Origin of the sequence: Streptomyces sp. NPDC008086, from assembly GCF_042957325.1 — a bacterium.
GTDB lineage: Bacteria > Actinomycetota > Actinomycetes > Streptomycetales > Streptomycetaceae > Streptomyces.
The window spans coordinates 36839-51629 of sequence record NZ_JBIBIA010000011.1 but is presented as its reverse complement, the minus strand read 5'-3'; the positions used below and the strand labels follow the sequence as shown (position 1 = coordinate 51629).

General features: G+C 70.9%; 12 protein-coding genes. 9 read left to right on the top strand and 3 right to left on the bottom strand.

What is annotated here, in order from left to right:
* Nucleotides 1–101 precede the first annotated feature (101 nt).
* Both ACFZBP_RS34840 and ACFZBP_RS34835 read left to right on the top strand, forming a co-directional pair.
* Nucleotides 102–3752, top strand: coding sequence for a LamG-like jellyroll fold domain-containing protein (locus ACFZBP_RS34840; RefSeq protein WP_391419233.1), 3651 nt, complete (start codon nucleotides 102–104; stop codon nucleotides 3750–3752).
* Nucleotides 3753–3907: 155 nt separating this feature from the next.
* Nucleotides 3908–4540 carry a response regulator gene (locus tag ACFZBP_RS34835; RefSeq protein ID WP_391419465.1) on the top strand — a complete coding sequence of 211 codons (633 nt, stop codon included), beginning with the start codon at nucleotides 3908–3910 and terminating at the stop codon, nucleotides 4538–4540.
* 10 nt (nucleotides 4541–4550) lie between these two features.
* On the opposite strand, the gene ACFZBP_RS34830 is transcribed toward ACFZBP_RS34835, so the two are convergent.
* Complete coding sequence (locus ACFZBP_RS34830; protein WP_391419230.1) at nucleotides 4551–5981, bottom strand: DHA2 family efflux MFS transporter permease subunit; 1431 nt, start codon at nucleotides 5979–5981, stop codon at nucleotides 4551–4553.
* A 209-nt stretch (nucleotides 5982–6190) separates the two neighbouring features.
* Between ACFZBP_RS34830 and ACFZBP_RS34825 the strand changes: the two genes are divergently transcribed.
* From ACFZBP_RS34825 to ACFZBP_RS34795, 7 genes are all read left to right on the top strand, one after another.
* Complete coding sequence (locus tag ACFZBP_RS34825; protein WP_391419228.1) at nucleotides 6191–6796, top strand: dihydrofolate reductase family protein; 606 nt, start codon at nucleotides 6191–6193, stop codon at nucleotides 6794–6796.
* Between the two features lie 99 nt (nucleotides 6797–6895).
* Nucleotides 6896–8638 (top strand): MFS transporter, encoded by a 1743-nt coding sequence (locus ACFZBP_RS34820; RefSeq protein ID WP_391419226.1) that lies wholly within the window; start codon nucleotides 6896–6898, stop codon nucleotides 8636–8638.
* Between the two features lie 146 nt (nucleotides 8639–8784).
* Nucleotides 8785–9435 carry a class I SAM-dependent methyltransferase gene (locus ACFZBP_RS34815; RefSeq protein WP_391419223.1) on the top strand — a complete coding sequence of 217 codons (651 nt, stop codon included), beginning with the start codon at nucleotides 8785–8787 and terminating at the stop codon, nucleotides 9433–9435.
* A gap of 64 nt (nucleotides 9436–9499) precedes the next feature.
* Entirely contained in the window at nucleotides 9500–10447 is a 948-nt protein-coding gene (locus tag ACFZBP_RS34810; protein ID WP_391419221.1) for an N-acetylmuramoyl-L-alanine amidase, read from the top strand.
* A gap of 164 nt (nucleotides 10448–10611) precedes the next feature.
* The gene (locus ACFZBP_RS34805; RefSeq protein WP_391419218.1) at nucleotides 10612–11403 is read left to right on the top strand and encodes a DUF5336 domain-containing protein; all 792 of its coding nucleotides are present in this window, start codon (nucleotides 10612–10614) and stop codon (nucleotides 11401–11403) included.
* Nucleotides 11404–11510: 107 nt separating this feature from the next.
* Nucleotides 11511–12524: an LLM class F420-dependent oxidoreductase gene (locus ACFZBP_RS34800; RefSeq protein ID WP_391419216.1), complete on the top strand. Its 1014-nt coding sequence runs from the start codon at nucleotides 11511–11513 to the stop codon at nucleotides 12522–12524.
* 47 nt (nucleotides 12525–12571) lie between these two features.
* Entirely contained in the window at nucleotides 12572–12865 is a 294-nt protein-coding gene (locus tag ACFZBP_RS34795) for a hypothetical protein (RefSeq protein ID WP_370257044.1), read from the top strand.
* A gap of 79 nt (nucleotides 12866–12944) precedes the next feature.
* On the opposite strand, the gene ACFZBP_RS34790 is transcribed toward ACFZBP_RS34795, so the two are convergent.
* Nucleotides 12945–14015: a prenyltransferase/squalene oxidase repeat-containing protein gene (locus tag ACFZBP_RS34790; protein ID WP_391419214.1), complete on the bottom strand. Its 1071-nt coding sequence runs from the start codon at nucleotides 14013–14015 to the stop codon at nucleotides 12945–12947.
* Nucleotides 14012–14761 carry a class I SAM-dependent methyltransferase gene (locus ACFZBP_RS34785; protein ID WP_383450593.1) on the bottom strand — a complete coding sequence of 250 codons (750 nt, stop codon included), beginning with the start codon at nucleotides 14759–14761 and terminating at the stop codon, nucleotides 14012–14014. The genes ACFZBP_RS34790 and ACFZBP_RS34785 overlap by 4 nt, the downstream gene beginning before the upstream one ends.
* Nucleotides 14762–14791 lie beyond the last annotated feature (30 nt).

Sequence of the window (14791 nt, the reverse complement as noted above, 5' to 3'; positions counted from 1 at the left end):
CCCCTCCGTCACCCACGCGAGTTTCCTGCTGCTCCCTACTCCCATCGACTTCCATCGAACCGGTTCGACGTACCGAGACTTCAGGATTGAGGACGCGATCCATGCCATCCGCTGACAGATCAGCCCGGCGCCGGGCCCCGGCCGCCGTGGCGCTGGCCCTCGGCGCGGGCCTGCTGGCCGCGCCGGCCGTGCCCGCGCAGGCGGCCGAGGTGCCCCAGCCCGTCGCCCACTACACCTTCGACCAGGACGATCTCGCCTCCGGAAAGATCACCGACAGTTCCGGCAACGGTCTGACGGCGGCCCTGGTGAACCAGTCCACCGCGCAGTCCGTCGTGGGCGCGGACGGCGGCAGAGCGCTCGCCCTGCCCGGCGGGGCCCCCACTTCCACCGGCGCGTACGTGCGGCTGCCCCGCGAGGTGCTCGCAGACGCGAGCGACCTGACGGTCTCCGCCCGGGTGAAGTGGAGCGATGACAAGGCGGCCTGGCAGCGGATCTTCGACCTGGGCACCGACACCACGAAGTACCTCTTCACCACCCCGTCCAACGGCGGGGTCCTGCGCACGGCCGTGACCACCGGCGGAGGCGGCGCCGAGGCGCAGGTCTCCGGGTACGCCCCGCTCCCCGCCGACCAGTGGCGGACGGTCACCGTCACCCTCGACACCGCCGCCGGACGCGTGACCACCTACCTCGACGGTGTGGCGGTCTCCTCGGCGGCTACGACCGTCAAGGCCAAGGACCTGCTGAGCACTTCGGCGACGGCCGCCGGCTACATAGGCAAGTCCTTCTGGCCGGACCCCCTGCTCAAGGGCGCGATCGACGACTTCACCGTGTGGCACGCGGCGCTCAGCGCCGAGCAGGTGGCCGGTACGGTCGCCACCGTGCCCACCCTCCAGCAGCTCTCGCGGACGGCCTTCGAGGTCCGCACCACCACCGGCACCGCCCCGTCCCTCCCCGCGGCGGTCCGCTCCACCTACTCCGACGCCTTCGACCGTGACACGCCGGTCGTCTGGGACGCCGTACCGGCCGAGAAGTACGCCCAGCCGGGAAGCTTCACGGTGGCGGGCACGGCGGCCGGGCGCGAGGTGAGGGCGACCGTGACCGTGGTCCGCGAGGGACAGCTCACCGTCGACCTCGGCTCCGACACCGGCGCGTTCCACGGCGGCGCCTCCGGCACCCTCTACGGCGTGTACGGACCGGACGTCCCCACCAACAACCTCATCGAGGGCATGGGCCTGCGCACCGTCTCCACCAAGGCGCAGGACGGCCCCCAGCACCCGGGGGCCGACGCGCTGGAGGTGGTCAGGCCGCTGGCCGACTCCACCGACGGCGACGTGTACATCTACATGACCGACATCCACCGCGGCTTCCCGTACGAGTGGCCGGGCAGCACTCCCGCAGAGAAGCTCAAGCTCTACGAGGAGAAGATGGCGACGCAGGTCGACCAGGTGCTGAAGCTGCCGAAGGAGTACCAGGACAACATCGTCTTCGTGCCGTTCAACGAGCCCGAGGGCAACATGTTCGGCACCGGCGAGTGGAGCTACGACAAGGTCAGCTGGCTGAACGACCCCGACGACTACTTCGCCGCCTGGGACTCCGCGTACAAGCTGATCAAGGGCAAGATGCCCGACGCCCGTATCGCCGGGCCCAACACCAGCGTCCTGTACGACCAGGTGAAGGGCTTCCTCACCCACGCCCTGGCCGCCGGCACCCTGCCCGACGTCATCACCTGGCACGAACTGAGCCACCCGGAGGCGGTGCGCCAGAACGTGGCCAAGTACCGGGCCTGGGAGAAGGACCTGTTCAAGGGCACCGCCCGCGAAGGAACCCAACTCCCCATCAACATCAACGAGTACGCCTTCAACTACCACACCTCCGTCCCCGGCCAGATGATCCAGTGGGTCTCCGCGATCGAGGAGTCCAAGGTGGACGCCGACATCGCGTACTGGAACATCGACGGCAACCTCTCCGACTCCGCGGTGCAGTCCAACCGGGGCAACGGCCAGTGGTGGCTGCTGAACTCGTACGCGTCGATGAGCGGGCACACGGTGGAGGTCGACCCGCCGTTCCCCGGCGAGAACTACACCATGCAGGGCGTGGCCACGCTCGACACGAAGAAGAAGCAGTCCCGGCTGGTCTTCGGCGGCTCCACCGGCAAGGGCCACATCACCTTCGACAACGTCCCCGAGAAGGTCTTCGGGGACAGCGTCCACGCCTGGGTGAAGGAGATCGACTGGAGCGGGCAGGTCGGCGACAACTCCGGCCCGAAGCTGCTCACGGAGACGAACCTGAAGGTCGGTGACGACGGCAAGGTCGTCGTCGACTTCGGCGACGGCGCGCTGCCGGAGCTGAAGGAGTCCTCGGCGTACGAGATCGTCCTCAGCCCGGCCGGGAAGGCGAAGGGCACGCAGACCGCGCCCGTGCGCTGGCAGGGTTCGTACGAGGCGGAGGACGCCGCTCACACCGGGTCCGGGTACTCGAAGAACGGGCCGGAGGGCTCGCCGCGCGACGTGTCCAAGTTCTACACCTCCGGCGGCTACGACGTGGGCGGGCTGCGCACCGGCTCCGACGTCACGCTCGACTTCACGGTGGACGTGCCCGAGGAGGGCACCTACGACCTGAGCGTCTTCGCCAACTCCCTCAACACCTTCGACAAGGTGAAGGAGCAGGGTCCGACCAACGTCTTCCTGCGGGTGGACGGCAAGGCGGACAGCGAGCAGGAGCTGTACCTGCCGCTCGGCTACAAGTGGGTGGTGTGGGACCACGCCGACACCGAGGTCCACCTGACCAAGGGCAAGCACACCCTGACCCTCGCCGCGCGGAGCGCCGACGGCAAGCGCGCCACCAAGGGCGACGCCATCGTCGACCGCCTCACCCTCGCGCTTCCCGACGCCTCGGCCGGCACGCAGGTGTACGAGGGCGAACTGGCCTGGCTGGGCGGCGGTGCACGGCCCGTGTACGACCTGCCGAAGCGGGCGGCCACCGGATCGGGCGCGGCCCGGCTCGCCAAGGGCCAGACGGCCACGTTCTGGGTCTACTCCCCCGCCGACCGCGAGGCCACCCTCAGGGTCGACACCCTCGGCGGCGCCGACGGCCGGGTCTCGGTCAACGGACAGCAGGTGCTACGGCTGTCCAAGGACCGGCGTGCCGTGGCGGTCTCCCTCTCGGGCGGCGTCAACAAGGTGACGGTGACCGGCGGTTCGGCCCCGACGCTCGTCGACCGGCTTACGGTCACGCCCACCGAGGACGCGCTGCCGGTGCGGACGTACGAGGCGCAGGACGCGGCACTCGCCGGTACGGCGACGCTCGCGACGCTGTCACTCGCCACCGACGGTACGGCGATCACCGGCATCGGCGGCGCCCCGGGCAACGGCAACACCGCGACCTTCACCGTCACCGCGGACAAGCCCGGCCGCTACGCGCTGCGCATCCGCTACTCCAACCCCGAGCAGTCCGAGGCCACCCACTACAACCCGGACCCGCTCGCCCGGCACGCCGACATCAGCGTCAACGGCGGCGCGATCCAACGGGTCGGCTTCCCGCACACCTTCCACCAGAACGAGTTCTGGGAACTGACCGTCCCGGTCCAGCTGAAGAAGGGACAGAACACGATCGCCTTCCGCTCCGAGGAACTGCCGAACTTCGACGGCACGACCTACGCTTCCGACACCTTCCCGGGGGTGCTGCTGCGCTCACGCTACGCCCCGCTGATCGACCGGATCACGGTGGCGCCGTACGCACGGGAGGTGCGCTGAGAAGCTGACCACCGGCGGCGACGCGACGCCAACGACCGCGGCGCGGCGCGGCGCGGCGGGGCGGGGCGCACCTCCCCCAGCCCCGCTTCCGCGTCGCCGCCGGCGCGGGCGCCCCGCGCGGGGCGCCCGCGCCCTACTCTTGGGCCGTGAACGAGATGCCCCGGGATCACCGCCCCGCCAAGTCCATCCGGGTTCTGCTCGCCGAGGACCAGGGCATGATGCGCGGCGCTCTCGCCTTACTCCTCGGGATGGAGCCGGACATCGAGGTCGTGGCGCAGGTGCCGGCCGGGGACCTGATCGTGGACGCCGCTCTCGTCCACCGCCCGGACGTGGCCCTCCTCGACATCGAACTCCCTGGCCGCAGCGGGCTGGACGCCGCGGCCGAGCTGCGCGACCAGGTTCCCGACTGCCGCGTGCTGATCCTGACCACGTTCGGCCGCCCGGGCTATCTGCGCCGGGCCATGGAGGCGGGCGCCGCCGGTTTCCTGGTCAAGGACGGCCCCGTGGAGGAACTGGCCGCGGCCGTCCGCCGCGTACTGACCGGCGAGACGGTGATCGACCCGGCCCTCGCCGCAGCCGCCCTGAGCGCCGGGCCCAGTCCGCTCACCGCCCGCGAGTGCGACGTCCTCACCGCCTCGACGGACGGCGCGACGGTCGCCGACATCGCGACCAAGCTGCACCTGTCGGAGTCGACGGTCCGCAACTACCTCTCCTCCGCCATCGGCAAGACGGGCACCCGCAACCGCATGGAGGCACTGCGGGAGGCACGTCAGCAGGGGTGGCTGTAGCAGGGCGGCGTCAGTGGCCGGCCGACCGCCGCGGCAGCCACACCAACATCAACACCACTCCCCCGCCCAGCACCCACGCCCCCGTCCGAAACGCCAGCGCATACCCCTCCGTCAGCGCCTCCGGTGTCGCGGTGGCGCCCGTGCGGGCCGTCGCCAGGGTCGAGAGGACCGCGAGGCCCAGGGAACCGCCCATCGTGCGGGAGGTGTTGACCAGCCCCGACACCAGCCCGGCCTCTCCCGGTTCCGCGCCGGACGTGGCCAGTGCCGCGAGCGGGGTCGCAGCGAGGCCCGCGCCCAGCATCATGAGGATGCCCGGCACCATGATCGAGGTGACGTATCCGCCGGTGACGCTCAGCGTCGACTGCCAGCCGAAGCCGACGACGGCCACGAGCGTGCCGGCGACCGCCACCGTGCGGGTGCCCGTCCTCGCCATGAGCCGGGGCGCGAGCTTGGAGCCGAGGAGTACGGCCAGCGAGCTCGGCACGAGTGCCAGGCCGGCCTCCAGCGGGGTGTAGCCGAGCACGTTCTGCGCGTACAGCGTCATGAAGAACCACATGCAGAACATCGCCGAGCCGCACAGGAACATCGCCACGTTCGCCGACGACACCGCCCGCACCCGGAACAGCCCGAGCGGCATCAGCGGGGCCGTCGTACGCGCCTCCACGAGGACGAAGACGCCTATCAGGGCGAGACCGGCGAGCAGCGGCACGACCGTGGCCGTCGCCGTCCAGCCCGAGGCCTCCGTCTGCGAGATGCCGTACGCCAGCGTCGCCAGCCCCGCCGTGACCAGCACCGCGCCCGGCAGGTCCAGCCGCCGCCCGTCCCCGGCCCGGCTCTCCACCAGCCACAGCAGCGAGCCGGCCAGCACGACCGCGCCCACCGGCACGTTGATCAGCAGCACCCAGCGCCACGACAGCACGTCCACCAGCACCCCGCCGACGAGCCCGCCCGCCGCACCACCGCCCGCGCCGACGGCCGTCCAGGTGCCTATGGCCCGCGCCCGCGCCGCCCCCTCCGGCACCGCCGCCGTGACGATCGTCAGCGTCGAGGGCGCCAGCACCGCCGCGCCCAGCCCCTGCACGGCCCGGGCGAGCAGCAGCTGCCAGTCCTGCTGGGCCAGCCCGCCCGCCAGCGAGGCCAGGGTGAACACGGCGAGCCCGACGAGGAACATCCGCTTACGGCCGTACAGGTCCCCGGCCCGCCCGCCGAGCAGCATGAACCCGGCGAAGGCGATGGCGTACGCGTTCACCACCCATTGCAGGCCCTGGGCACTCATCCCCAGATCGGCCCGCATCGAGGGCAGCGCCACGTTCACGACGGACACGTCGAGCACGACCAGGAACTGTCCGGCACAGGCGAGCGCCACCACCAGCCAGGCGGGAGGCGCGGTACGGCGGGACAGGCGGGCGGTGGCGTCAGCGGCTCCGAGCATGAGTGTCATGCTCTCAACGACCGACGCTCCTGGCATCAGGAATTTGGACCATGCCGCAACGCTTACAGTCGAGAAACTATTTAGGTTTCAATGATCCGGCGTGGCGCACTCATGCAGGGCTCCGGGCTCATCCGGGTTCTCGTCACTCCACAGCGCGGCCGATGAGTTTGCGGCTCCCGGCAGGTCCAAGCTCGTGACACCTAGGAAAGGACACCGTCATGTCGGAGCTTCTCGTCGACTTCATCACGTCCCTCGACGGCTACGCATCGGGAGAGGGATGGCCCGGCTTCTGGGGCCTCGAGGGCCCGGAGTACCTCGCATGGCTCGGCGAGCAGCCCGAGGCCACCTACCTGATGGGAGCGAACACCTACCGCCTGATGTCGGGCTTCGCCGCGGGCGAGCTCCCGGCGGGCCAGGACGAGTTCAGGCCCGAAGAAGAGGCCTCCGTCGACGAGCTCACGCAAGCGTCCAAGGTGGTGTTCTCCTCCTCGCTCGAGGAGCCGCTGACGTGGGCCAACTCCACGCTCGTCCGCGACGACGCCGTCGAGGCGGTCCGCGCCATGAAGTCGAGCGGCTCTGGGCTCCTCAGCACGATCGGCAGCCTCAGCCTGTGCCGGTCCCTGCTGCGCGCCGGACTCGTCGACCGCTTCCGGGTCGTGATGTTCCCGGTGATCACCGGAGCCACGGGCGAGGAACGCATCTACGACGGCTATCCGGACGTCGCCCTCGAGATGATCGAGCACCGCACCTTCGACGGCCGCATCCAGCTGGTCGAGTACAAGCCCCGCGTCCTCGAGCACCCTCCGCTCACCGTCCCTGCGTGACGTCGCCCCGCCCTCCCCTTCCCCAAGAGAAGGTCAAGAAATCGTTAGCTGGCCAAAGCATCGGAATAGTTGCCCAGGCACACCGGGTTGGTCCCTCACATGACACAAACGACGAACGACCAGCCCACCGGCAGAGCGACCGGCCCCCTCGTCCCGGTCCTCGCCTTCGCGGGCATCGTTGTCGCGGTAATGCAGACCCTGCTCGTCCCGGTCATCAAGGACCTGCCGCAGCTACTGAGCACCGCGCCCAGCAACGCCACCTGGGTCCTGACCTCCACCCTGCTCTCCGGCGCCGTCGCCACCCCGATCATGGGCCGCCTCGGCGACCTGTACGGCAAGCGGCGCATGCTGATATCCAGCCTGGCCGTCATGGTGATCGGCGCCCTGGTCAGCGCGGTCACCAGCGATCTGATCCCCATGATCGTCGGCCGTACCCTCCAGGGCTTCGCGATGGGCGCGATCCCGCTCGGCATCGGCCTGATGCGCGACATGCTGCCCCGCGAGAAGCTCGGTTCGGCGATGGCCCTGATGAGCTCCTCGATCGGCGTCGGCGGCGGCCTCGCCCTGCCCGCCGCGGCCCTGGTCGCCCAGAACGCCGACTGGCACGCCCTCTACTACGGCGCCGCCGGCCTCGGTGTCCTCTCCATCGCCCTCACCCTCCTCGTCGTACCGGAGTCCGAGGTCCGCGCGGAAGGCACCTTCGACCTCCTCGGCGCACTCGGCCTCTCCGCCGGCCTCGTCCTCTTCCTCTTGCCCATCACCAAGGGCAGCGACTGGGGCTGGGCCTCGGGCACCACGCTCGGCCTGTTCGGCGCCTCGGTCGCGGTCCTCCTCCTGTGGGGCGTCTACGAGCTGCGCACGAAAGCCCCTCTCGTCGACCTGCGCACCACGGCCCGCCCGGCCGTCCTCTTCACCAACCTCGCCTCGATCATGGTCGGGGTCTCGTTCTACGTCGTCTCCCTCGTCCTCCCCCAGCTGCTCCAGCTCCCGAAGGAGACCGGCTACGGCCTCGGCCAGTCGATGGTCGTCGCGGGCCTCCTGGTCGCCCCGCTCGGCCTGACGATGATGTTCACGGCCCCCGTCTACGCCCGCCTCTCCGCCAAGTACGGCCCCAAGACCACCCTCATCCTCGGCCTGCTGATCATCGCGATCGGCTACGGCGCGGGCCTCGGCCTGATGAGCGCCCCCTGGCAGAGCCTGGTCATCGCGGTCGTCCTCGGCGCCGGCATCGGCCTGGCCTACTCTTCCCTGCCCGCCCTGATCATCGGCGCGGTCCCCGCCTCGGAGACGGGCGCGGCGAACGGCCTCAACACGCTGATGCGCTCCATCGGTACGTCGGTCTCCAGCGCCGTCATCGGCATGGTGCTGGCGAACACCGCGAACGACGTCGGCGGCGTCGAGATCCCGACGATGCACGGCTTCCGGGTGTCCTTCCTGATCGCGACGGCAGCGGTCGCGGTGGGCCTGGCGCTGGCCCTCTTCCTCCCGAAGCAGCGCCCCGCCTCCGCCCGCCCCCAACTGCGCGCCAGCAGCGAGGAGGACGCCAACCTGGAGCGCGCCGAGCAGGCCCTGCGCGGCTTCCGCGGCCGCGTCCTGGACGCCGGGGGCACCCCGGTCGCCCGCGCCAAGGTCACCCTGATCGACCGCCGCGGCCGCCAGGCCGGCGCCACCCTCTCGGCCGAGGACGGCACCTACGCCCTCACCGTCCCCACCCAGGGCGCCTACGTCCTCGCCGCCCGGGCCGACGGCCACGCCCCGCTCGCCTCCTCGGCGACGCACGCGGGCGACGACAGCGCGGTGGACGTGGACCTCGCGCTGCCCGGGGAGACGGTCAACGCCTGACACCCCTCCGCCTGCCCCCCACGTACGCCCCCCCGTCGTCCACACGGCGGGGGGCGTTGGTGCACCATGAGCACCCAGCACACCTGGCACACCCAGCCGGCACCACCCAGCACCATCCACCCACCCGTACGACCGAAAGGGACCCCATGGCCCCGTCCCCCAAGCCCGAGATCCTGGCCGCGTTCGAGGCGGCGAAGGGCTTCATGCCGGTGGACGAGGGGCTGGCCCTGTACGCGGCGGCGGTCGAGGCCGGGCGCCTCGGCCTCCCCCTCCTGGAGGTCGGCACCTACTGCGGTCGCTCCACGATCCTGCTCGCCGACGCCGCCCGCGCGGCCGGCGTGACGGCCCTCACGGTCGACCACCACCGCGGCAGCGAGGAACAGCAGCCGGGCTGGGAGTACCACGACCCGCAGACGGTCGACCCCGAGATCGGCCTGATGGACACGCTGCCGACGTTCCGCCGCACGCTGCACGGGGCGGGCCTGGAGGAGCACGTCGTCGCCCTGGTCGGCCGCTCCCCGCAGGTGGCGAAGGTCTGGGGCACCCCGCTCGGCCTGGTCTTCATCGACGGCGGCCACACCGACGAACACGCCACCGCCGACTACGAGGGCTGGGCCCCGCACGTCGCCGAGGGCGGCCTGCTCGTCATCCACGACGTGTTCCCGAACCCGGCGGACGAGTTCACGGGCCAGGCCCCCTACCGCGTGTACCTGCGGGCGCTGGAGTCCGGCGCGTTCACCGAGGTGTCCGACACGGACTCGCTGCGCGTGCTGCGGCGGACGGGGGCAGGCGTCTGAACTCCGGCGCCGCTCGACCGTGCCTTCCCGGCGCGGGCCCTGGTCGGCCCGTAAGGTGGCAGGCGTGTCGTACGTAGGCCCGGACTTCGATCCTCCCCAGCCCCGCCGCAACCGCCGCCGAACCCTGACCGTCGCGCTCGCCGCCCTGGTGCCCGGGGCGCTGCTCGGCTGGGTGGTGTACGAGGCCCTGGGCAGCCCCGGCGACGGCTCGGGCGACGCGGCCGTACGCCCGTCCTCCGTGACGCCGGCGGACACGGCGCCGACCATCTCCGCCACGAACGACGACAAGCCCCCGGGCCCCACCCCCACGCCCACCCCGGAGTCCACGTCCGCCTCCGGCCCGCTCAAAGGCAAGGTCGTCGTCATCGACCCGGGCCACAACCCGAACAACTTCCAGCACACGGCCGAAATCAACCGCAAGGTGAACATCGGCACGAACTGGAAGGAGTGCGACACTACGGGGACTTCGACGAACGACGGCTACACCGAGGCCAAGTTCACCCTCGACGTCGCCCACCGCATGCGCACCCTGCTGGAGAAGCAGGGCGCCACGGTTGAGTTCACCCAGGACGGCGACCGCTCATGGGGCCCGTGCGTGGACGAACGCGCCCAGATCGGCAACAAGGCGCACGCCGACGCCGTCGTCTCCCTCCACGCCGACGGAGCCGGCCCCGGCCAACGCGGCTTCCACGTCATCCTCCCCGGCAAGGTGAACGCGGGCGCTGCCAACACGGGCCCCATCGTCACCCCCTCCCGCGACCTCGGCGAGCGCATCGCGGGCTCCTTCGTCCGCGTCACGGGCAGCGCGCCCTCCAACTACGTCGGCGACGGCACCGGTCTCGTCACGCGTAAGGACCTGGGCGGTCTCAATCTGTCAACGGTTCCCAAGGTGTTCATCGAGTGCGGCAACATGCGCGATAGCAAGGACGCGGCGTTGCTCACCAGTGGCGCTTGGCGGCAGAAGGCGGCGCAAGGGATCTCCGAGGGAATTGTGAGTTTCCTGCGCGGGTAGTGGTCCACGGGCTGATCCCGGCGGACACCCTCGTCGGTCGGACGATAAGGTCGTCTTTACGATGAGGGGCCACCCCCGCGCTTCACACCGGGGCCTGACGGCGACATGGTGACAGCGACGCCTCCAGCGATGCCGATGTTGAGACGACTGACGAAGGACCTGAAGTGAATATCCGCTCCCTCACTCGAGGCGACGGCGTGGTGATCGGAGCAGCGGTATTGCTGTTCATCGCGTCGCTTCTCGATGTTGCCAGCTGCGACGGCAGTTACTGCGAAGGCGTCGACATCCCGAACGCCTGGAGCAACCTCGGCCTCGGGCTCGGCACGTACATGGCCGGTGTGGTCGGTGGCGCGCTCATCGCGGTGGCCCGCCTGCTCCCCCAGCCCCGCAAGGTCGCGGGCCTCGACCTGGGAACGGTCGGTGTCGTCCTGACGATCGCGGCCGCTTGGTCCCTGCTGTGGTGGACGATTGATGCGGAGGGCGCAGGCATCGGCATCATCCTCGGCCTGATCGCCGCCCTCGTGCTCGCCGCCGGCGCCATCGCCACCCCCCTGGTCCCCGCCCTCCAGGCCCCCCTCCTCCCCGCCCCCAGCCCGGCCGCCCCCCAGCCCTACGGCGCCCAGCCCCCCGGTGGTTACGGCTACCCGGGTGCTCAGCAGCCGCAGGCCGGGCAGCCGTACGGTGGGCAGCCGCAGGCCGGGCAGCCGTTCGGTGGCGGGCAGCCGCAGCAGGCTCAGCAGCCGCAGGCGCCCGCGGCGGACTTCTCGCCGTTCTGGTTCGCCGTGCCCGTGGCGCGTCCCCTCTTCGCGGAGGACGGTTCGCCGACGCCGATCGCCGAACTCGCGCCGGGCACCTGGTACCTGGCCGTCGAGCAGCGCGGTCCGGCCCTGGTGGCGCAGACGCAGGACGGTCGCCGTGGTGTCCTCCAGGACACGTCGGGCATCCAGCGGGGCTGACCACAGCAACTGAAGCCGTACGAACGGCCCCTCACCCTTCCCGGTGAGGGGCCGTCGTCGTACAGTCGCAAGCCCATGCACAACTGACGGAGCGTCAGGAGGCGGACATGCGGCTCGGGCTCGCACTCGGCTACTGGGGCCGCGGCCCCTCCGCGGACCATGTGCCCCTCGCGCAGGAGGCAGAGCGGCTGGGCTACCACTCGGTGTGGACCGCCGAGTCCTGGGGTTCCGACGCGTTCACGCCGCTCACCTGGATCGCCGCGCAGACGTCACGGATCAGGCTGGGTACGGCCGTTGCCCAGATGGCCGCCCGCTCCCCGACCACGACCGCCATGCACGCCCTCACCCTCGACCACCTCTCCGGCGGGCGCGTGATGCTGGGGCTCGGGCTGTCGGGGCCGCAGGTGGTGGAGGGGTGGTACGGGCGGCCGTTCCCGAGGTCGCCGCTGACCGCCACGCGCGAGTACGTCGACGTCGTACGGCAGGTCCTGCTGCGCGAGGCACCCGTAGAGCTCGACGGGCGTTTCCACTCCCACCCGTATCGCGGCGAGGACGCCACCGGCATCGGAAAGGCACTGAAGCCGATCACCCATCCCCTGCGCGCCGACCTCCCGGTCCTGCTCGGCGCCGAGGGTCCGAAGAACGTCGCGCAGACGGTCCGGATCGCCGACGGCTGGCTCCCGTTGTACTGGTCGCCGAGCAGGCCCGAGGTGTACGGGGAGGCGGCCGTCGGCGATCTGCCGGACGGTTTCCTCGTCGCGCCCATGGCCCGCGTCCAGGTCTGCGACGACGTCTCCGAAGGGCTCCTCCCCGTCAAGGTCATGCTCGGCTTCTACATCGGCGGCATGGGGCACGCGGCCCGTAACTTCCACGCCGATCTCATGGCGCGCATGGGGTACGAGGAGGAGGCGCGGCGAATCCAGCGGCTGTTCCTGGAGGGCCACCGCGAGGAGGCCGTACTCGCCGTCCCGGACGCCTTCGCCGACGAGATCTCCCTCGTCGGCCCGCGTGAACGCATCGCCGAGCGGCTGGAGGCGTGGCGGAAGGGGCCGGTGACCGACCTGCTGGCGCTCGCGCCCGACCCGCACTCCCTGCGCGTACTCGCCGAGCTCAACTCCTAGCCCGTCGCGCCGGGTTTCATCCCGGATTCAAGGGCTACCCGCAGGGCATGTCCCCTCGATATCGCAACGGCGCCAATCAGGCCGGCACGGTCATAGCGATCGTCGCCGATGTCATGGCCCTCGTCCTGGGCCTCTGGATCCTGATGTACCTACTGGACGCCAACCGCGCCAACGACTTCGTCCAGTTCGTCCACGACGTGGCCCGCTGGCTGGCGGGATGGTCGCACGACCTGTTCACGTTCGACGAGGAGTGGGCGCGCGTGGTCGCCGGTTACGGCCTGGCGGCGGTCGTGTACTTGTTCGTGGGCCACGCCATCGCCAATCGAGTACATCGGCACTAACGCCCTAAAGGGGCGCGGGGAACTGCGCGATCAACCACACACAACCCGCACCCGCCCCCCGGCAGACCCGACCGAGCTCTCAGGCGCAACAATCCGGGTCAAGCCCCGTCGGCAACTGCTCCCCACCGAACACCGCACACGTCGCCTCATGCCCGCCCAGCGCCGCCACGGCCAGCAACAACGACCCGGCCGTCCAAGTGGTCAGCTCGCGGGGCCAGATGGCGTCGTCGTCGAAGACGTACCCCGTCCAGTACAGCCCGCTCTCCGCGTCCCGCAGGTGCTGGATGGACTGGAGGATCTCCAGGGCCCGGTCGGACTCCCCCATCGCCCAGAGCGCGAGGGCGAGTTCGGCCGACTCGCCCCCCGTCACCCACGGGTTGGGCACGACGCACCGCACTCCCAGCCCGGGGACGACGAAGCGTTCCCAGCCTTCCTCCATCCGGGACTTGGCCTCGGTGCCGGTGAGCGCGCCGCCCAGCACGGGGTAGTACCAGTCCATGGAGTAGCGGTCCTTGTCCAGGAACCGCTCCGGATGTCGCCGGATCGCGTGCCGCAACGCCCCCGCCGCCAACTCCCAGTCCGGCTGCGCCTCTTCCCGCTGCTCGGCGATGGCCAGCGCGCACCGCAGGGCGTGGTGGATCGAGGACGAACCGGTCAGCAGCGCGTCCGCGGTCGCCGTACCGTCGTCGTCGCGCCGCCAGCCGATCTGTCCGCCCGGCTGCTGGAGCTGGAGAACGTACTCGACGGCCGCGTACACGGACGGCCACATGCGGTCCAGGAACGTGTCGTCGCCGGTGGAGAGGTAGTGGTGCCAGACGCCTACGGCTATGTAGGCGACGAAGTTGGTCTCGCGGCCGGTGTCGGTGACGTCGTCGTGCGCGCCGTCCGCGTAGGCGGCGTACCAGGAGCCGTCCTCGTTCTGGTGGGTCGCCAGCCAGGTGTACGCCCGCTCGGCGGCCGTGTGCTCACCGGCCGTGTCCAGGGCCATCGCCGCCTCGACGTGGTCCCACGGGTCGAGGTGATGCCCGCGGAACCACGGGATCGCCCCGTCCTCCCGCTGGACCGCGAGGATGCCCGCCACGGTCGCGGCGGCCTGCTCGGCGGTGAGGACCCCGGGCAGGACGAGGTGTTCTGTCCGGGGGGTGGTCACTGGGTGGCCGCCTGGGTTTCGGAGAGGGTGGGCAGGTGGGGCTTGGTCGCGTACGCCACGAAGCTCTTGCCGATCAGGGGATTGAGGGCCTGCTCGGCGACCCGCGTCGCCAGCGGCTTCTTCATGATGTCCCAGACCAGCAGCTTGTGGTACGCCCGCACGGGCAGCGCCTTGTCGTTGTCGACGCCGAACGCGCACTTCAGCCACCAGTAGGGGCTGTGCAGGGCGTGGGCGTGGTGGGTGCCGTACGGCTTCAGGCCCGCCTCGCGGATCTTGGCCAGCAGCTCGTCCGCCTTGTAGATGCGGATGTGGCCGCCCTCGACCTCGTGGTAGGCGTCGGACAGCGCCCAGCAGACCTTCTCGGGGCCGTAGCGCGGGACGGTGATGGCGATACGGCCGCCGGGCTTCAACACCCGGACCATCTCGGCGAGTACGCCCTTGTCGTCCGGGATGTGCTCCATGACCTCGGAGATGATCACGACGTCGAAGGACTCGTCGGGGAAGGGGAGGGCCAGGGCGTCGCCCTCCATCGCCGTCGCGGTGGCCCCTTCCGGTGCCTCGCCCGCTTCCTTCATCGCCGCGAACCACTTGGCGACCTCGCGGATCTCCTCACCGTTCTGGTCCAGCGCCACGACCTGGGCGCCACGCCGGTAACACTCGAACGCGTGCCGGCCGGCGCCGCAGCCGAGGTCCAGGACGCGGTCGCCCGCGGCGAGCGGGAACCGGGAGAAGTCGACGGTCAGCACGTAGGCCTGCTTTCGCGGTCGGAACGGTGG